Source organism: Alteromonas sp. 1_MG-2023 (genome assembly GCF_030547075.1).
Classification (GTDB): Bacteria; Pseudomonadota; Gammaproteobacteria; order Enterobacterales; family Alteromonadaceae; genus Alteromonas.
Genome location: NZ_JAUOQH010000009.1, coordinates 110,069 through 128,656, shown reverse-complemented (window position 1 = coordinate 128,656; position 18,588 = coordinate 110,069). Strand labels below are relative to the sequence as shown.

23 protein-coding genes are annotated in these 18,588 nt (G+C 41.7%); 15 read left to right on the top strand and 8 right to left on the bottom strand.

Annotation, left to right across the window (positions count from 1 at the left end; genetic code table 11):
* Nucleotides 1-44: 44 nt before the first annotated feature.
* Nucleotides 45-212, bottom strand: coding sequence for a hypothetical protein (locus Q4561_RS11465; RefSeq protein WP_303460458.1), 168 nt, complete (start codon nt 210-212; stop codon nt 45-47).
* A 389-nt stretch (nt 213-601) separates the two neighbouring features.
* On the opposite strand from Q4561_RS11465, the gene maoP reads away from it, so the two are divergent.
* Both maoP and Q4561_RS11455 read left to right on the top strand, forming a co-directional pair.
* Nucleotides 602-961 (top strand): DUF413 domain-containing protein, encoded by a 360-nt coding sequence (gene maoP, locus Q4561_RS11460; protein ID WP_303460455.1) that lies wholly within the window; start codon nt 602-604, stop codon nt 959-961.
* Nucleotides 962-1,262: 301 nt separating this feature from the next.
* Nucleotides 1,263-2,006: a PRC-barrel domain-containing protein gene (locus tag Q4561_RS11455; protein ID WP_303460454.1), complete on the top strand. Its 744-nt coding sequence runs from the start codon at nt 1,263-1,265 to the stop codon at nt 2,004-2,006.
* A 72-nt stretch (nt 2,007-2,078) separates the two neighbouring features.
* On the opposite strand, the gene Q4561_RS11450 is transcribed toward Q4561_RS11455, so the two are convergent.
* Complete coding sequence (locus Q4561_RS11450) at nt 2,079-2,414, bottom strand: metalloregulator ArsR/SmtB family transcription factor (protein ID WP_303460453.1); 336 nt, start codon at nt 2,412-2,414, stop codon at nt 2,079-2,081.
* A gap of 187 nt (nt 2,415-2,601) precedes the next feature.
* On the opposite strand from Q4561_RS11450, the gene Q4561_RS11445 reads away from it, so the two are divergent.
* Both Q4561_RS11445 and Q4561_RS11440 read left to right on the top strand, forming a co-directional pair.
* The gene (locus Q4561_RS11445) at nt 2,602-2,952 is read left to right on the top strand and encodes a rhodanese-like domain-containing protein (RefSeq protein WP_303460451.1); all 351 of its coding nucleotides are present in this window, start codon (nt 2,602-2,604) and stop codon (nt 2,950-2,952) included.
* Between the two features lie 127 nt (nt 2,953-3,079).
* On the top strand, nt 3,080-4,015 hold the full coding sequence (locus tag Q4561_RS11440) for a LysR family transcriptional regulator (RefSeq protein WP_303460449.1): 936 nt from the start codon (nt 3,080-3,082) through the stop codon (nt 4,013-4,015).
* On the opposite strand, the gene Q4561_RS11435 is transcribed toward Q4561_RS11440, so the two are convergent.
* Nucleotides 4,012-4,617, bottom strand: a complete 606-nt coding sequence (locus Q4561_RS11435) for an exopolysaccharide biosynthesis protein (protein WP_303460447.1) — start codon at nt 4,615-4,617, stop codon at nt 4,012-4,014. The two genes, Q4561_RS11440 and Q4561_RS11435, sit on opposite strands and share 4 nt — an antisense overlap.
* 686 nt (nt 4,618-5,303) lie before the next feature.
* On the opposite strand from Q4561_RS11435, the gene Q4561_RS11430 reads away from it, so the two are divergent.
* From Q4561_RS11430 to Q4561_RS11390, 9 genes are all read left to right on the top strand, one after another.
* Nucleotides 5,304-6,635 carry a sigma-54 dependent transcriptional regulator gene (locus Q4561_RS11430; RefSeq protein WP_303460446.1) on the top strand — a complete coding sequence of 444 codons (1,332 nt, stop codon included), beginning with the start codon at nt 5,304-5,306 and terminating at the stop codon, nt 6,633-6,635.
* A gap of 17 nt (nt 6,636-6,652) precedes the next feature.
* A complete protein-coding gene (locus Q4561_RS11425) occupies nt 6,653-6,877 on the top strand; it encodes a hypothetical protein (protein ID WP_303460444.1) in 225 nt (74 codons plus the stop codon).
* 4 nt (nt 6,878-6,881) lie between these two features.
* Nucleotides 6,882-8,396, top strand: coding sequence for an ATP-binding protein (locus Q4561_RS11420; RefSeq protein WP_303460442.1), 1,515 nt, complete (start codon nt 6,882-6,884; stop codon nt 8,394-8,396).
* Nucleotides 8,386-8,838 carry a response regulator gene (locus tag Q4561_RS11415; RefSeq protein WP_013783668.1) on the top strand — a complete coding sequence of 151 codons (453 nt, stop codon included), beginning with the start codon at nt 8,386-8,388 and terminating at the stop codon, nt 8,836-8,838. Before Q4561_RS11420 ends, Q4561_RS11415 begins: the two co-directional genes overlap by 11 nt.
* Nucleotides 8,839-9,083: 245 nt before the next feature.
* Nucleotides 9,084-11,069, top strand: coding sequence for a response regulator (locus Q4561_RS11410; protein ID WP_303460440.1), 1,986 nt, complete (start codon nt 9,084-9,086; stop codon nt 11,067-11,069).
* 300 nt (nt 11,070-11,369) lie between these two features.
* Nucleotides 11,370-11,687 (top strand): DUF883 domain-containing protein, encoded by a 318-nt coding sequence (locus tag Q4561_RS11405; RefSeq protein WP_303460439.1) that lies wholly within the window; start codon nt 11,370-11,372, stop codon nt 11,685-11,687.
* 2 nt (nt 11,688-11,689) lie between these two features.
* A complete protein-coding gene (locus tag Q4561_RS11400) occupies nt 11,690-12,178 on the top strand; it encodes a hypothetical protein (protein ID WP_303460436.1) in 489 nt (162 codons plus the stop codon).
* Nucleotides 12,179-12,236: 58 nt separating this feature from the next.
* Entirely contained in the window at nt 12,237-12,494 is a 258-nt protein-coding gene (locus Q4561_RS11395; protein ID WP_303460434.1) for a hypothetical protein, read from the top strand.
* Between the two features lie 79 nt (nt 12,495-12,573).
* Nucleotides 12,574-13,125, top strand: coding sequence for a hypothetical protein (locus tag Q4561_RS11390; protein WP_303460433.1), 552 nt, complete (start codon nt 12,574-12,576; stop codon nt 13,123-13,125).
* 89 nt (nt 13,126-13,214) lie between these two features.
* On the opposite strand, the gene yfbR is transcribed toward Q4561_RS11390, so the two are convergent.
* Nucleotides 13,215-13,871 (bottom strand): 5'-deoxynucleotidase, encoded by a 657-nt coding sequence (gene yfbR / locus Q4561_RS11385; RefSeq protein ID WP_303460431.1) that lies wholly within the window; start codon nt 13,869-13,871, stop codon nt 13,215-13,217.
* A gap of 270 nt (nt 13,872-14,141) precedes the next feature.
* Here yfbR and Q4561_RS11380 point away from each other — a divergent pair, with 270 nt between their 5' ends.
* Entirely contained in the window at nt 14,142-14,318 is a 177-nt protein-coding gene (locus Q4561_RS11380; RefSeq protein WP_041452796.1) for a DUF1328 domain-containing protein, read from the top strand.
* 44 nt (nt 14,319-14,362) lie between these two features.
* Nucleotides 14,363-14,557, top strand: a complete 195-nt coding sequence (locus Q4561_RS11375) for a hypothetical protein (RefSeq protein WP_303460429.1) — start codon at nt 14,363-14,365, stop codon at nt 14,555-14,557.
* A 62-nt stretch (nt 14,558-14,619) separates the two neighbouring features.
* On the opposite strand, the gene Q4561_RS11370 is transcribed toward Q4561_RS11375, so the two are convergent.
* Genes Q4561_RS11370 through Q4561_RS11355 form a run of 4 tightly spaced genes read right to left on the bottom strand, consistent with a single transcriptional unit; the run spans nt 14,620 to nt 18,424 of the window.
* A complete protein-coding gene (locus Q4561_RS11370) occupies nt 14,620-14,835 on the bottom strand; it encodes a hypothetical protein (RefSeq protein ID WP_061997703.1) in 216 nt (71 codons plus the stop codon).
* Between the two features lies 1 nt (nt 14,836).
* On the bottom strand, nt 14,837-17,815 hold the full coding sequence (locus Q4561_RS11365) for a DUF349 domain-containing protein (RefSeq protein WP_303460425.1): 2,979 nt from the start codon (nt 17,813-17,815) through the stop codon (nt 14,837-14,839).
* Nucleotides 17,805-18,098: a YeaC family protein gene (locus Q4561_RS11360; protein WP_303460422.1), complete on the bottom strand. Its 294-nt coding sequence runs from the start codon at nt 18,096-18,098 to the stop codon at nt 17,805-17,807. The genes Q4561_RS11365 and Q4561_RS11360 overlap by 11 nt, the downstream gene beginning before the upstream one ends.
* On the bottom strand, nt 18,095-18,424 hold the full coding sequence (locus Q4561_RS11355; RefSeq protein ID WP_303460420.1) for a hypothetical protein: 330 nt from the start codon (nt 18,422-18,424) through the stop codon (nt 18,095-18,097). The genes Q4561_RS11360 and Q4561_RS11355 overlap by 4 nt, the downstream gene beginning before the upstream one ends.
* Nucleotides 18,425-18,588: the final 164 nt, after the last annotated feature.

Genomic DNA, 18,588 nt, shown 5'->3' with positions numbered 1-18,588 from the left:
CTATAAAAGCAGTGCGCTGTATTTATTTTCAACTAAGAAGCGTATTAACTGCCTTCATGCATTAAACGTCGCTGTTTCTCTCGTCGTTGTAAGTCACGATCTTGTTTAGTTTTTACGCTTTGGTGACGCTTAGCGCCCACCTTCTTGGTGTGAAAGTCTTCCTCTTCTACCGAGTCCAATTCTTCACTTTGGTAACGATAGTCTTTACTCATGTCTATCTCTAGGTTATTGCCACTTCGTCATTATTGTCTTAGCACCGAAAATAGAAAACGAATTTTTATCATCGTTGCGACAATAATTTTTTATCAGTGTGTTCGTCATCGTGACCAAGCTCGAATAGGATACGACCGGTAAATCTTCACCTTGCTATCACCCCTACAACGAAACCCAAAAAACCAAATTAAAATCATCCACTTAAACCCTCCAAGCACCTTATCCAACAAACCTTCTTTCATAGCTGAATAACGTAATTTTTATGTGTTTTTCGTCAATTTCTTTACCAACAAAATTTTTTATTGATAAGGAAAAAATCTTTTGTTTTATGTTCATCCTGTTTTGTCTTAAAAGTTCGTTTGAAGACAACTCAATGCTGGGTATAACCATGAATAACTTATCGATTCGCGCATCTCAAAAACCATTTATAGATAGACAAAAATTCCCTTATGGCTTTCGCAAATCTGGAGATTTCAGTATTGGTGAGGCCGATATCCTAGCCGGGTATGGAAAAACGTTGCTTGCATTAGAAAGTGGTGAGCTATCACCAGAAACCGACGATGAGCATCATTTTGTTAGTTTCGTTAACGGACAAGTTGAAGCTGCTAACACTATCGAGCGTACATGGGCAAAATACGTTCGTTTGTCTCGTGGTAAAAAGCACTTCTATACACTTCATAGCACTGCTGCAAGTAATCAATCAGATTACGATGAAGATTATAGCGATGAGGAATTTGACGTAGCCTAACCTATTCCAGCCAGCTCGATTAAATTCGGGCTGGTTGCTTTTTATTTTAACAATCCTGTCTATTAAGGTTTTCTACCTTTTTGTGTATTTCCTGTTATTACGCTTTCTTTCCAGTCTTTTATTGATCCATATCTAGTTGACGCGCGAACAAATATTTACTTATTTGTAATGTTCAAATAGTTGGCTCTATATTAATAACGTAGCGTTTTGATATTGCTATTTAATGCCAATTACGCTGATGAATATTTGTAGAGCAACATCTATTGAATAACCCAAGCCTACAGGCAAAGGAGGCGCAACCATGATGGTGTCATATAAACAGATTAAACATTTTTCCATACATGCTACCGATAAGGACATTGGTGGCGTGAAAGATATTCTATTTGATGATAAAAGCTTTGTTGTTAGATATGTGGTTGCAGACACCAATACATGGCTTCCATTAAGCAGAAAAGTGGTTATATCGCCTATATCGGTGACAGCTGTTAATCAAGAGGAAGAAACAGTTGATGTGGCCATGAGTGCAGATACGCTTAAAAACAGCCCATCTATCGATGAACACAAGCCGGTGTCGAGAGAATTCGAAGAAACCTTGTTCCGCTATTTTGGTTATGGCTATTATTGGATTGGACCCGGCGCTTGGGGAGACTTCGCCCATCCGAATCAACTTGCCGATCCTGAACTTACTGCGATGGGTAGGGAAGAATTAGAGAATAAACCAGATAACCACCTAAGAGCCTGTGGTGAAGTAAACGGGTACGAAGTAAAGACCTCTGATAGCAATGTGGGTCATATCAGCGATTTTATATTTGATACTGAAGGTTGGAACATTCAACTTATGGTAGTGGACACAAACAACTGGTTACCAGGAGGGAAAAAACTGGTTGTACTTCCCTCTGATATAAAGAATATCGATTGGTCATCTCACAATGTCACCGTTGATTTGACACAAGAGACGCTAATGGGTAGACCCGAGGTTGATCTTGAGAAGCTAGGTGATGCTACTTATATTGAAGCGCTAGTGGCAAATGCAAAGCTCACCTAATGTTACTTTTCAGCTAACGTTACTTTTCAGCTAACGTTACTTTTCAGCTAACGAGAGTGTGAAGGTAAGTGGTTAGTCGTTTTGAGCACAGAAAAACTTGTGAAGTAAGCCTATAGTTTGCTTCACTCGTTCATCTGCTAAGCGATAGTAAATCGTTTGCCCATCACGACGGGTAGCCACCATTTTAGACTCTCTTAACAATGCCAAATGCTGTGAAATTACCGGCTGAGAAACATCAACATGGTCTAACATTTGTGTAACAGATAACTCTTTATCAACTAATGAACATAAAACCATCAAACGGGTTTTATTAGCCAACTGTTTCAAATAAAGCTCGGCTTCCATTGTATATTGAGCCATTTCGCTAGTATCAACAAAAAGATTATCAACGGCTAGATTATCAGTCATAACAACTCACTTATAAATTTACGTTAACAGGTTACTAACCTGCCACCTTATACTAAAGTATACTACTATAGCGACGAACGCCAAAACTCAATGATACTTTTTTAGAAAATATATAGTGAAAGTAGGTGCTAGAAAATATAGCCATTTCCTTATATAGTGTGATTATATTTCTTTTTAAGGTGCTTTAATGTTAATTGACATACCCACTAGACTTGCAAATATTGCTTTTCCCCTTCGTTGTATTACCGCTAAAGAGGCGACACAGGAAATATCATCTAACCACGGCTTGCTTATTGATGTTCGAGAACCCGCTGAAGCAACTTCAAGCCCCGTACCCGCTGCAATTAATATTCCTCGTGGCGTATTAGAGATGAAAGTGCTTGAGAAATGTAAGGATGCTAAATTCCCGATATACATTCATTGCGCGTCAGGTATTCGCGCTAAGTTAGCTGCAGAGCAATTGATGAGTATGGGGTATGAAAATATTAGTGTGGTGACTTGCTCAATCAGCGACATCAATGTAGCTGCTGAGGCTTAAATTTTTACTATAGCCGCAGCCCGCCAGCCCTGACGAGTTACCCATGCGCCATAATCGCTGACAGTATTTGGCTAATTGTGATATAAATTGCGCCATACCATGACCACATTATTTATTCGAGCTTGAGATGTTAAAGTCTACATTAGAACAATGGCGTATGTTTAAAGCAGTAGTTGATGCTGGCGGCTTTAATCAAGCTTCGGCATTGGTTCACAAAAGCCAATCTAGTGTACATCATGCTGTGCAAAAGCTAGAAAATGCTATTGGTGTAACGCTGTTTGAAAACAGTGGTCGTAAGGTAAAGCTATCTCCTCAAGGTGAGCTCATGTATCGCCGCGCTGCATTTGTTTTAAACGAGGCGCAAAAATTAGAGGCTGTCGCAGCCAGCTTACAAGCAGGTACCGAAACCCTTCTTCGCATTGCTGTGGATATTATTTTTCCTTCCGACCTGCTCTACAATGTACTGAGTAAAGTTTCGGATGAATTTCCTTTGCTACGCATTGAAATTGAAGAAACGGTTTTAAGTGGCGCTAACTCTCTGCTTGATGGTGGTAATGTTGATATTGCTATTTCACCCTTTCCCTACCCTGGTGGGTTTTGTGAAGATTTATGTGAAATCGATTTTGCTGCCGTGGCTCATGCCGATCATCCCCTGCATGCTCTTGATAGACCATTAACCCTTGAAGATTTAAAGTCTCATCGGCAAATTGTAGTAAGAGATTCTTCTGCAGAACGCAAAGTTGATGCGGGCTGGCTTGGCGCCGAGCAGCGCTGGACCGTCAGTCATATTAGAACATCAGTGGATATGATTTCCCAAGGGTTGGGCTTTGCATGGCTTCCTATCGCCATTATTAAAAAAGAATTGGAAAATGGCACCTTGTTGCCACTGCCGCTAGACAGTAACAGCGGCTTACGCCGAGCCATGCTGTATTTAACCTTTGAAGATGGCGACGGCCTAGGCCCTGCCGCGAGAAGCTTTATTGGTGAACTTAGATATCAGTCTATGCAGCTACCTTCAGCAGATGGGATGCTGGTACAAACCGAAGAGTGCTTGCAGCGTTAACCAATGCCTAGCGCGATTTGCTGCCCCCCATATAGAAAACCAAACATTGCAATAGAAAGCCCAAATAATGCCACCGCACCATCATCGGTAGCCATTCCAATCGCCATTATTAATACTGCAAAAGCAGGTATAAGCCCCATGAAAGGGACCAGCTCTAGCGGCACCATTAGCAACCCGCACGCGGCACAACTCATTGCGATTAACGAACGGAAAACCGAGTTTCGCATAAAAAACCAACGGGGCATTAGAAACCGGTCGAACCTTACAGCCACGGGTTTCATTTTATTAACTAAAAATTCAATTCGCTCAGCATCAAGTTCTATATTCATGATGGTAGCTGGAAGCCAAGGGTGACGACGACCGAGTAATATTTGCATTGCGATAAGTAAAATTGTCACACCAGTAATAGTGGGTACACCTGGGATGGCGCCAATAGGTGTTGCAGCAATGAATGCAGGTAGGGCTAACATGGGCCCGAAGCCCCGTTTTTCCATCGCATTCCAAAATTCAGAGAACGCCATCACGTCGGTGGTATTTTTAGGCTGCATCTTGCCCAATAACTCATAGAGTGTCATTGATCTTGCGCCAGTTTCCTTGAACATTTCTTCATTCCCTAAATATGGTTAAAGACAAAGTCCTTAAATCCATTAAACCCTATATGTGGCAAGCCCTAACGATAAATTTCACGGGTTAAATATCGAAATCTATCCTTAGCTTACCCAAATCGACACCTACCAAATTGTGGATTATTTGCACAAAATCCGGTTGCAAATGATTGATATCTTGCTTATTTCAGCGTGTCACTATTGGCAGAATTCGTTGCTTTGATGCCACGTTAACCAGTAATGTTGCTGTAATTTTTACCAAATCGAAGGCGGTGTTAGTAGAAAACAATGCGATATATGTGCCACTGATGTTAAACATGAAATGATTGAGTCACATTTTCGTATCAATCGGCACAGTATGTGCTTTAACAAGTTACTATTACCGTAAATTCGGTATGGGTTAGTTATTATTTTACTTATAAATTTATGTATAGAATTAAGTAACCCTAGCGTCATTATTACCGATTACTGTGAAATTTAGCTCTATTTAACAATGCGAGGAACGCATTCGGGCTAACATGTTAGGCTTTGTTTTCATGGTTAACTTTGATTGGCTATGAACAAGACAAGATCTACGTTTGAATGTAATAATGCATAAATAATTATAAATCTGGTCAGCTGTGTACCTTTGGCAACATGCCAACGTATGGGTAGCAGTTAATCAATAAAAAAGGGATATCCAAGTGTTAACAGTTTTACTTGTAGATGATGATGCCGAGTTTACCGAGGTTGCTTGCACTATTATTGAGTTTCTCGGTCACGAAGTACTAACGGCAGCCACGTTAGAAGAAGCGCGAGACTGGTTAAAGAAAGAAACTTTCGACCATGTATTACTGGATTTCATGTTGCCCGATGGCAGTGGAGCCCACTTATTCGACGAATTAAACGCCCTTCCAAAGCGCCCTCGTATTACTTTGATTACCGGACATCCTTCGGTTAAAGGTGTAATTAAAGGCTTATGCGGTCCTAATATCGATTATCTTGTTAAACCTATTCAGCGTGAAGACATAGAAGCGGTTTTAACCGGAAAGCCCAAAGTAGTTGAAGATACTAGCGAAAAAATTGAAAAGCACTTTGACCTACTTATTGGTGAGTCTGCACCCATGCGAGAGTTATATAAACTCATTGAGCGGGTTAGCAGAACCAGTGCCAACGTAATGCTATTAGGTGAAAGTGGTGTAGGTAAAGAAGTAGTAGCTGCAGCCATTCACCGTGCTTCGCAAAGCGAAGGCCCGTACGTAGTGACTAACTGTGGTGCGTTTTCTAAAGAGCTAATTGGTAGCGAATTATTTGGCCATGAAAAAGGCGCATTTACCGGCGCAGTCGGTCGAAAAGAAGGTGTTTTTGAGCAAGCCGAAGGCGGATGCTTATTCTTAGATGAAATTACAGAAATGCCTATCGACATGCAGCCTAACCTGCTACGCGTTTTAGAAAACAAAGTCGTGATCCGTGTAGGTGGAACGAAAACAATTCCAGTGAACTGTCGCGTGGTATCTGCCACCAACAGAACCATGGAAGAAATTGCACAAAGCAAGGTGCTTCGTGAAGATATTTACTTCAGGCTTGCAGTATTCCCTATCACCATACCTACTCTACGCGAACGCAAAGAAGACATTCCTTTATTAGCAAAGACCTTTATTGAAGAATTTAATAAAGACAATGGATCTAAATTTAGCTGGCAAGAAAGCCAGTTGAATACCTTACAGGCCTATGACTGGCCGGGCAACGTGCGTGAATTGCGACATTTTGTTCACCGCGCCGCTATTATGAGCGACCCAACAAAACAAGTTATAGAGTTACCCAAAACTATAGAATCCCCTTTTGCCAAGAAGCAGAGTACTGCCCCTGCACTTCAAGCAGGCCGTACAATTGAGGACGTTGAAAAAGAACTTATTTACGCCACCCTTGAAAAGGTTAACGGAAACAAAACCATGGCTGCTGACATGTTGGGAATAAGCACTAAAACGCTATACAACCGGCTTCATGCGTATGGCGACTTGGTCAAAGAAGACTAAAATGCAGGACAAAATTTATGACTGAAGATGAGTTTGCCCGCTTGAGCACCTATGTACACGATGCTCGCAAACCGCTAAATCGCATTTCTATGCAAGCTGAATTGGTAAAAATGGCGCTTAATGGCGAAGTCCCCGCCCAAAAAGCAATGGCTGCACTGGATAAAATAATAACCAGTGCTAAAGACTGCAGTGACTCCCTATCTGATATGACATCAGATTTTGGCGACACTTTATTGGATTGAAGTAATGCTAAACAAAGTTGTGTCTTCGCTATACAGTTGGGTGATCATGGTGGTATTCGTGATTGCCATTATCACTGCGAATTCTTTTTATGTGGTTCAAACCCTAGATGATTTGTCGGCCTTAGAAGCCCGTTTATTTACCACTAGCCGCGTTATTAGCGCAGTAAATAAATTGCATGTTGCTGTATTGCGTGCTGAATCTGGCCAAAGAGGATTTCTACTTACCGAAGATGAAGCCTACCTAGAGGAATACACCCAAACCCTAAACAACTTCACTTCCCTAGCAGATGAAGTTGAAGTGAGTGCATTAGCGTCTGACCTACCCGAACAATCGCAACGAATTGATAAGTTGCTGGCCCTTACTCGCGTAAAAATAAATGTTATGGTGCGTATAGTCGAGTTCGTTAAAGTGGGAGATGTTGAGCAGGCATACACGCTACTTGAGAGCGACCGCGGGCTTAATTTGTACAACGATTTCGAAGATATGTTTGAAGTTATCGATTCCTCAGAAAGAGACATTCAAGGCACTCATCTAGCCAGCTTAATGAAACTTAGACGAGACTCGGTGAATACCCTTTTAATATCCTCAGGCACCACACTATTTCTCATTATTTCAATTTTCTTGTTGTTGAAAGTAAACATTCGAGAAAACGAGAAACACAAAGACACCCTTGTGGACGTAAATGAAGATTTAGAACATAAAATCTCAGAGCGAACTCAAGAATTGCGAGTTTATTCAGATGAACTTGCTCGAAGTAACCGAGAGTTAGAAGATTTTGCTTTCGTTGCTTCCCATGACCTGCAAGAGCCGCTTAGAAAAATCCGTGCCTTTGGTAACCGTCTAGATTCAGGTTACAAAGATGTGATGGATGAGCGCGGACAAGACTTCCTTGCCCGAATGCTCAATGCAGCAGAACGTATGTCTATGTTAATCTCTGACCTACTTTCTTTTTCTCGGGTTTCAACACGAGGCAAAGACTTTGAAGATGTTAATGTTAGCGAAGTGATTAACGGTGTTTTAGGCGACTTAGAAATAGCCATAGAGGAAAAAGGCGCTAATGTTAGCGTGCAAGAAATTCCTACTATTCGTGCAGATAAGTCACAAATTGATCAGCTGTTTCTAAACTTGTTATCTAATGCCCTTAAGTTTCAAACCGTAGACCAAGAACCGCTGATAGAAATTAAAGCAACAACCCCTGATGAAGCTGACATGGAAGGTATTCTTTTAGCTGATGAATATGAGTGGATTAAGATTCAAGTGTCAGATAATGGTATAGGTTTCGAACAAGGATTTGCAGAGAAGATATTTGCTCCGTTTCAGCGCTTGCATGGAAGAAGCGAATATAAAGGAACGGGTATTGGTCTAGCAGTATGCAGACGTATTGTTGAACGTCATAACGGCCAAATTTCGGCAAAAAGCTCGCCAGGAGAAGGCGCAACCTTTACTATCCTTCTGCCAACAAATAGTGAGCCTTTTGGCTCTATAAATAATAGTGGAGATACGTCACATGACGCGTAAACAAACCCAACCAATTAATATTCTTATGGCAGATGACGATGAAGATGATCGTTTATTAACCGTAGATGCGCTCAAAGAAAGCCGTGTATTGAATAACCTTTTCTGCGTAGAAGACGGTGTAGAATTATTAGAGTTTTTACGCCATGAAGGTAAATATACTGATGCAAGCAAAGCGCCTCGCCCTAGCCTGATTCTGTTAGACCTTAACATGCCACGTAAAGACGGCAGAGAAGCTCTACAAGAGTTAAAAACCGACCCTAAATTACGTGGTATCCCCGTGGTCATTCTTACTACTTCTAAAGAAGAAGAAGACATGCTTCGCGGCTACGATTTAGGTTGTGCATCGTATATTACTAAACCTGTGAATTTCGAAGGGTTAGTAGAACTCATGCGTGCCTTGGGTCGTTACTGGATTGAGTTTGTAGAATTACCTCACGATTAAATTCTTGTTTATTCATCGTAACGGGTTTGGTTAACGCTTTACGAGAGATATTTTTGTTAACAGAGCTTTGTTAAACAAATTTTTGTTATACAGAGCTTTGGTCAACACACTTATATGAGTGAGTGCTTTGAGCATCAAAGTTTACTGACTTAACGTTATACGGTACTTGTTATTAGGGCCGCTATAGTCAAGGCGCTAAATTTCACAGCGCCAGTTTTTCGGCCAAATGTTTTATGGAGCGCGCAGTGACCGAAGTTATCCGGGTTTTGCTGATTGAAGACGACGAAGACGATTATTTTTTAACGTCAGATTATTTACTTCAATGTGAAGAGCCCCGTTTCCAGCTTACCTGGGTAACCAACAGTGCAGATGCCGTCGATGCGTTACAGCGACGAAATTTTGATTTGTGCTTACTAGACTATCTTCTTGGTGCCGAAAACGCGGTAGATGTTTTAGAAGTTCTAAAATCGAACCAGTTCAATTTACCTGTAGTTATTTTAACCGGGCAATCAGACTCCCAAGTTGATGAGTTGGTGATGCGTGCTGGTGCCGCTGACTACTTGCAAAAGACCGAAATTGAATCCCCTCGTTTCATGCGAACGATTCGCTACGCCATGGTGCGTAGAGAAATCGAAAACGAGCGGTTAGAAAGACACAAAGTAGAACAGCAGAACAAAGCCAAAGATAAGTTCTTAGCCCATTTAGGCCATGAATTACGTACCCCGCTTACCTCTATTTTGGGCTATACCGAACTGCTGTTAGACGACAAAGGCAACGATCCGCTAGAACAAGAACTTTCTATTATTTACTCTAACGGGAAGCATTTATTAAGTCTGTTAAATGACTTGCTTGATATGTCTCGCATTATGGCTGACAAATTAGAGCTTAATGTTAAAGAGGTTCATTTAAGCCCGTTTCTTACCGATATACACTCATTGATGCGGTTAGCAGCCAAAGACAAAGACTTAAGTTTTAATGTACTTGCTGAAACAAAAATTCCAGAGGTCATTAATACCGACCCAACACGTCTACGTCAGGTATTAATTAATTTAGTCAGCAATGCAGTGAAGTTTACCGACACAGGGACAATTACTGTCACCGTAGAAGTACGTCCTCCTGCGCCGGGAAAAGACAACGAAAGACTGCATTTCATTGTTGAAGATACCGGTATTGGAATGCCACCTGATAAGTTAGAAAAAATATTCCAACCGTTTGAACAAATTGAAGATATTATGCGTGCCAACCATGGTGGTGCTGGTTTGGGTTTAGCGATAAGCCGAGAACTTGTGGCTAAGCTGGGTGGTAGCATTACTGTTGATTCTGTCTTCGGCAAAGGCAGTCGCTTTTCATTTTCTGTCGATCCTGGCGATATTAGCCATCAAAATCGTACCCACCTAGTGCTCAAGCCACCAAGTAAGACTGAGTCTAATAATTTAGATTTACAAGTGACTGGTAAAGTACTCATTGTTGATGATATTCGTGAGATTCGTCGTTTGACTGGGCATTTAGTCAGTCAATGCCATGCCACAGTGGCCTATGCTGAAAACGGAGTTAAAGCGCTAGAGGCAGTACTACAAGCCGAAGAAGATAACGATCCGTTTCATTTAGTGCTAATGGACATTCACATGCCAGTGATGAATGGCATTGAAGCGCTTCACGCAATAAGAAGACACCATAGCAACGTACCCGTTGTTGCAGTAACGGCGGCAAGCCGTAAAGGTTTAAAACAATCGTTAATGGATGATGGTTTTAACAATGTAATCGGCAAACCTATTGAGCGAGCGGCACTTACAGAAGTGCTCGACAAATACTTAGTACGTTCTCAAGGCCCAGGGGTTTCTAAAACCCAAAGCGTTAAAACAGTAACGCAAAGCACTCAGCCTATCCCCACTACGAAAAAAGTTTTGGTTATTGAAGACGACGAAGATGCGGCAGAGTTATTGCAGTTATTCTTAGTGCACCAAGGGCATGATGTGATAACGGCAAATACTGGCGCTGATGCTATCGATCGCATGAATGAAGTGGTGTTTGACCACGTTCTAATGGACTTAACCCTTCCCGATTACCATGGGTATGATTTGGCCGCAGAATTGAACCAGATTCAACCTAAAGCTAAACTCGTTATTGTAAGCGGTAGTGAACCTGACAAAGACACAATGAAGCATTTAGGTGTGAGTCAGTCGCTGTTAAAGCCCGTGAGTAAAGATGATTTAATTAGTGTGGTGTCGTAAATACAGCCGTTATTTACGCCCACCTTTACCTCCCCCCTATTTCCTCACATTTACGTGCAAGCTCCTCAGGCTTAGGTGTAAGTCTTGATTTTCACGAACCGTGTTAGTTTCGTAGAAAATATTACGAAATTCTTACACGGCCTATCTTGAAACTCTTACGTAAATTCAAATTCCGAAATCTACAAAAATATTTGAATTTAAAAATAATCGTTTATTTTCAATATGTTATATATAATTAAAATCTTGGTACAGCCGTTGCACCTCTTTATATGCAATCTAGCAAATTAAGGAGAGAGTACTATGGCAACACAAACTACTACGCCAAAAACAGCGAAAGTGAATAGCGTAACCGAGCCTAGTCATCCAGTCACGGATCAGTTAAAAGAAACACTTCATTCGTCAGTTGATAAACTGGCAGATAGTGCAGCCGTTGCTGAAGACAATATTCGCACCACGGCTAGCCGCTCTGCAGATAACATGTCAGAGCGTAAACGTTTAGCTGAGCAAAAATGGCAAGCATCTAGCGTACGTAATTACGCGATTGAGAACCCACTTGCTACAGCAGGTATGGCATTCGCCGCTGGCATGCTAGTAACTTCATTATTTCGTAAGAAATAAAAATGATGCCGATACCAGATTTTCGTAGTGCCACATACACGCTGAGCAGCGAAAATCCGTTTCGCCTGACTTCTCCGAGAAGTCAGGCGACATTTCGCTCCAATAACCAATCAGCGCCTTCCCCCCATCCAGACACTAGTTTTGAAGACGCTTTATCTTCATTAAAGTCACTATTTACTCAGAAAAAATACCAAGGTTTTGCACTTTTAGATTTAATTAATGCAGAGCTTGAACTCATTAAAAAATCTGTTTTCGTGAGCATTTTCGGCGCACTGACGGCATTTGCCTTAGGCGGGTTTAGTTGGATATTGCTTAATGCGTGTTTTGGTATGGTGTTGCACCATGCAGGCCTCCCTACCCTTGCGATTATGGTGATATTACTGTTGGCGAACAGTGTACTGAGTGTGGTTGCTTTTATGTACGCCAATAGTGCATTTCGATTTATCAATTTTAAGCGCTTAATTACGCTGATGCATTCACTTACCAAGTAGCCAATTACTTTTACTTGCGGATTAATTAGCACTGATTGTTCACTAAGGACTCATTATCATGAATATATTTCTTAAGAAGAACTTAGAAGAAATTAGGCAATGCCAGCATAATTATTTAGCACAAAAACACCATGCAGAAACATCTTTTGAAGAGGCAAAGCAAGAATGTCGCTTACTTATGGGCAAGCCTGAAGTATTATTGGGTATAATTGCCGCTGGTGCTTATAAGGGTATTAATACCAACGCCCCTAAAAGTAAAAGAAACCAGGCTATCATGACCATCATTCGTACCACTGTGCTGTCGTTCTTAAGATAGCGCTTTTTAATACAGCGACCTTGTAAGATAGCTCTCATTTTCAATGAGAATAGTACTTACATTCATACTGGGAATTACCATGCGCTTACCAATAAAAATGACAATAGCTGCCGTAGCTTGTAGTTTATTCATCACTGCTTGTTCTACCACACCAACCGCCACCCCAACGCCCTATAAATCGGCAGTAACCACAGAAGGCTATGGATATTCAAGCGTTCAACTTACCGACAATGAATATCGAGTACTTTTTAAAGCTACTGATCGCACGCCTGCCGATATTATTCAGCAATATGCCCTACAACGCGCTGCTGAAATCGCGAAGAAGCAAAATTACAATTGGTTGGCCATAGTGAAAACTGACGTAGATAAAAGGCCAGTGATGGCCAGAGCGGTTTCACACGGTACCGAAAAGCCAAAACCTTTTCCTACTAATCAACAATGCACCATGTCAGGATGTTCAGAGGTTGCGCAACCTATGCCAATCCAGGGCCAAAACACGGTAACCGAAACTCAAATAAATGATGTGTATTTTTCTATTATGGTAAGAATGAGCAATACCCAAGGCAGTTTGGGTAAAAATGAATTATCTGTTGATAAAATTCTTGCTGAGCAGGCAGACAACGTAAAGTAACGGTTGTGTGCACTAGGCTAACGACTTTTAAGCAATACAAACAAAGCGACCGCCATTAGGCGGTCGTTTGGTTTATAAACCCGTTTAAGCTATTCGCTTTTTTCAGAATCTAAATGTAGAGTATTAGCCCGCTCTACCCAATCGAGATCTCTAGTCTGTTCATCTAACGTGCCTTTGGCGTCTTCTAGAAATACCTTACAAAAGTACTCAACCGATTGAAAACGTTCTCTGTACTGTTGTAATTGCACTTCCATTTCATGCATGGCATTAGAGAATTCAGAATTGGATTTCGACAATTCATAGTCACATTTAAGATACGCACATAGAACGTCAGCCGCTTTCGCTAATCGTACGTGTATATCATCTTTGTCTTGTTCAATAAGGGGCTGGTAACGCTTCTGCAACGGCTCTGGCACGGTTTGTATTAGCATAGCCTCAAACCTACGCTCAAGCTTCTTAATGGCTGCGGTAGTCTCAGGGTCGTGATATTTCACTGGGCTCGGGATATCACTCATGCCAGCTATTTCACTGCCCTCATGAAAAATCGCCATAGCGGCTACTCTGTCAGGCTCAACATCTTCGTTAAATACGTCAGCAGCAATAGCCCCTAACATATGCGCCACCATAGAGGCTTCATAAATATGGGTAGACAACATTTCTTCTTGAAACTGCGCCATTAATGGCCATCGTTTAACGTTTCTTGCTCGTTGCATTAATCCAATAAATGCTGAATGCGTTTTTGCCATTGCCTACCCTTAATACAAAGCCGAATTTATAACGTAATGATACTAACATCTGGAGAAAGCGAAAGCTTAATTAGCGGTAACTAATGTTATGCCCTCCCCCTATGTAAAAAGTGCAAATGCTCTGTAAACCTTGTTTACCTATATCGTTTAATATTAACCAAAAGTAGCAATAAAAACCACAAAAACTATAAAAATCAATAAGTTGAAATTTAGGCACAATGTTCGCATTATCTACTGTGACAGTAACGGAAGCAAAAAGAGGACTTAGCTATGTTAGGTTGGGCAATTACTTTTTTCATTATCGCCATTATTGCAGCAGTTTTTGGTTTTGGCGGCATCGCAGGTGCAGCAACAGGTATAGCACAATTTTTATTCTTTGTGTTTATCGCCTTACTAGTAATTTCACTAGTCGCGAATGCCTTACGCGGTCGGTCACCACGAGCATAAATTAACCAGATTTTTTTAATACTACAGGACACAGGAGAAAGGATATGATCTCACAAAAATCATTATTGAAACTTTTAGCAGCTGGAACTTTCGCACTAACACTTGCCGCATGCGGCGACGGTGAAGCAGAAAATGCTGGTGAAGAGCTAGATGAGATTGTAACGGACGCAGGCAACGCAATGGAAGATGCTTGTGAAGACGTTAAAGAAGGCGCAAATGCCGAAGATAAAGACTGTTAATCCAGACTTTATTTAGTAAAAAAGCGGGTGGACTTTGTCCACCCGCTTTTTTGTACTTGTTTTTATACTTCTTCGCCGCCAAGCTCTCGCGCTAAATCGTCTAATTCAGACAGCGTCCTATCGAACTCAGCTACCGCATAACGGTAAGATACCAACACATGACGGTCACTGCGGCCGAACTTCACCACAAGAGAATCGACGTCCATGTGCTTCACCGTGTTGATAAACCGGTATGCTGTCATCTCACTAGCAAACCCAAATTCAACTTGGCTTTTCATCTTACGCGACTACCTCGGGGTTGTTATCTAACACATTCACCACACGCTCAAGCAAGTGTGTATCTTCATCATCCACTTTTCCGTGCGCAATCCAATCTTCCAACAACTGTGCAGGAGATAAACTTTCACCTTTTTCCAGTTTTGCTGTCATCATGGTCAATTGCACATTGGTTCGCATACTACTGTCGTGTTCAGGACTGGGAATATCAGTAGCCGCTTCTAGCGCTACCGTAAGCCAATGTCGACTTTGTTGAACTTCGCTAGGCTTAGCAAGCGCTGATTTCCATCGCTTACCTAGCATGTTAGCGTCTTCATCGCTGATATTAGCAGTATCACCGGCCCGTAAACTTTCACTTAGTAACGTAATTACGGATTGTGCCCGTTGCTGCACTTTTCTTACTTGGCGCTGCTGAGCATTAGCTTGCTGTTGCTTTTGAATACCGGCAATTTTCTTATCCAGTTTTGTACGCATCGCAGCGGGCAAGGCTTTAGCGCGGGTTTCAATATCCTGTACTGAACTAGCAATAGCGGCTTCATCAGATGCTGAATCAATAGCGTTCAGCTCGGCAAATAGCGTACTAAATGTTTCGTCAAATGCTGATGACTGCGCTTTGCGTTGTTCTTTCAAGCGTCCAAATAAAGCATCGTTAGCTAAACGAAATTCTCGCCACAAGCGGCTTTCGTCACGCTTACCAGCATGCCCGATAGCCTTCCAATTGTGTTGCAGTTTTTGGGCTTTTTCCGTAGCACTGGCAATGTCTTCATCTTCTAAAAGCGCTGCAGCTTGGGCTACCAGTTGTTGCTTCGCTTTTTTGTTTTCTGCATGCCACTGGTTTACTTTAGTTTGCAGTGGGTTTAAAGCCTGACTCCAACGCTGTTTTAACGCCTCGTACTCACGCTTTTCAACTTGACCGCAGTCGTGCCACTGCTTAACAATTCTATCGAACAGCTTAGCCAGCACGGCTTCATCTTGTGATAATTCAACAGCACTAACCTGTTCAATTAACCCCTGACGAGCTTGCAGGGCTTTTTCGCGCTCTGCATCTAATGCCGCGTAATGATCGCGGCAAGGTTTAAACGCAAGCTCTAACGCATCGTCAAAGGCCTTTTGCAGTGCGTCATCATCTGATGCTGCGCCTAATGAAAGCCACTGTTGACGTAAATAACGAATGGCTTCACCACGTTGTTTAATATCGTCAACGGGCGTTGCTGCTAATGCTTGAGCTTCTTCAACCAATGCCGGTTTTCTAGGCGCTGCAATATAATCTTGCCAGCCTTCAAGGTGAGCAATGTCTTCAGCGGTTTTTTCATAACGCTTAGCCAGTTGCTTTTTCACATTATCAGGCATGCCATCAAATGCTAAAGATAACTTCTCAAACTTAGTAATAGCGCCGCGGTACTTACCTTGCGCAATTAAATTATCTACTACACTAATTTGCTTTCTGCACTGACGAAGCGCTTGGTCGACTTCGGCTTTTTTAGCCTGTTTTTTCTGACTAAAAACACGCGAAGCAGCATGCCAGCGCTTATTAAGCGAGCTAGGTACTGAAATGAGTTCATTGCGTAAGCTCTCATACTTTTCACTGAGTGCTTTAAACTCTTCTTCAACAGACGCTGCATCTTTACCCATCGACATCGAAGCATCGCTAGTTTTAGTTTGGGTAGAACCTGCCTTAATAGCGTCTGCCTGAGTCGCATTGTCCGCAACATCTGAGCTAGCATCACTTGAATTAGTATCAGTTACACTAGTATTAATTCCTAGCGCATTTTGCTCACTGGCTTTGCCTTGTGATGGCGTACCTACCGTTTGTTGCTGAACAGATTCTTCGGCCAAGGTTTCAACCTGAGTCAAACAAATCAAAAGCTTTTGACCATATTGCTGTTGCATAGAAAACGCTTCAAGGCTGCTGTTTAGCTTAGTAATACCTTGGCGTATCTCATCTACTAATTTAGTATTACCACCTAATGAGACCAAATGTTCTGCGCTTACTTCGAGTGCCCGTACCGATTCGTTCACTACCGCAACGTCAGCAAGTGTAGCTTCACATAAACGTTCGCCATAAAGCCAATTCACTTGCTTAGTAGCATGAGAAAGATGCTGCTTACACAAGGCTTCAATTTCAGCTTTTTCTTTTGCCGCTTTTTGCGCTTCCCATTCAGGGCGAATGCGCGCCAAATGACGTGATACTTTTTCGCTAATACGTGCGAACTTTGCTACCACTGACAGTTTGTCTTCGTCGCTTAAAAGCTCTGCATCCGACATCAAGTTATTATATTCGCTTAATAACTCAGCTTGGCGGTTATCAATGTCTACCACATCAGACTTATCAGCCAAGGCTTGGTATTTAGATAAACACAAGGTCACACGGCGTAGTAATTCAACTGGCTTTTCAGCTTGGGCTTTTAGCGCTTGAAGCTTGGTTTCAATGGCGTCATGAATAACGGTTTCACGGCATTTCTTTTCTAGCTTTTGTAGCACGCTACCATCTTCGATAGTGGCCAATATTGCCTGCTGTAGTGCATTATCTGCGTGTTGAAGAAAGAGGGTTTGAGTAAAAGCGGGCTTATCTACTTTTTTAAGTAGAGTAAGTACTAGACTGTTATCGGCAAGTAAAGCTTTGTCATTTACCAATATTGTTTGAATAAGTTCAGCATTAGCGGTTTCACGCAAAAATGATGCTTTCTCATTAGTGCTTATTGATAACTCACTGCGCCCCATTAATGACGCTTCCACCTTACGTTCGGCAATTTTCTTTACCTTCGCATGCTGAGCGCTCTGGGACATTTTAAGCCACAACACAAAAGTGTTTAGTTTGTTAAGGGCAGCAAGGCTAACGTCAGCATTGGCGTCATTAAATGCTAATTCATGTAATAATGTTTTGTCTGTAGGCTTTTCCGGCGACAGGTTTTTAATGGCTTCCAGTCTTTTTTCGGGATTTTGACTGGTATGTGAAGGAGCAAAGAACCGACTAAATATCATCCTGTTTAAACCGCGCTATAGTGTTGTTATCATCTTCTTGCTTAGAAAGTGCACGTTTAAAGTCTGATTTACTTTTATGCACTATTTCACCGCTTTCGTTTACCGTCATATGTTCCGACGACTTCTCAATTTTTGCTTGATACAGCATCACTGCTTGCATACAGCTGGCTTTTTGATCTTCGCTTAACGGCGTGCCATCAAGCCATTTACCGGTTTCAACCGATTGACGCAGACGTTCATACACCTCTGGCGTCATACTATTTAGTAATACATCTATATTCATGAACGGGAACGTTTAATAAGGACAACTCTCACGCGGTTGACAAGATACCACACAAAACCTGCAATACTGGCTACGATCGCAAGGTTGTGTTGCAGGTCGCCGGGTCTTGTTCCGCCCCAATACATAAAACCAAATCCTGCCACAAATATAATCATGGCCAACAGCGATTGATTTTGAATGCTCTGTAACTTTTTGAATTTCTGTAAACTTTTTTTACGCTCAATATCTTCTGAAGAAGCATCGCCTATTTTGAAATCACAATGTGGGCATATTTTAGCTTTATCAGACGTTTTTTTATTGCACGATGGGCAGTCAACGAGTGCCATAGTTTGCTCCTGTAGGAAAGACGCGGAATTAACCAGGTAGCGTTGGTTTTTGAGGTGAGTATTTTACGTATTGAAATGCGTATTGCAAAGCCTAATCAAAGGCTGACGAGTATTAATATAATTTAATTAGAATTGTGGTGTGAAAGCCAAATAAAAGGCTACCA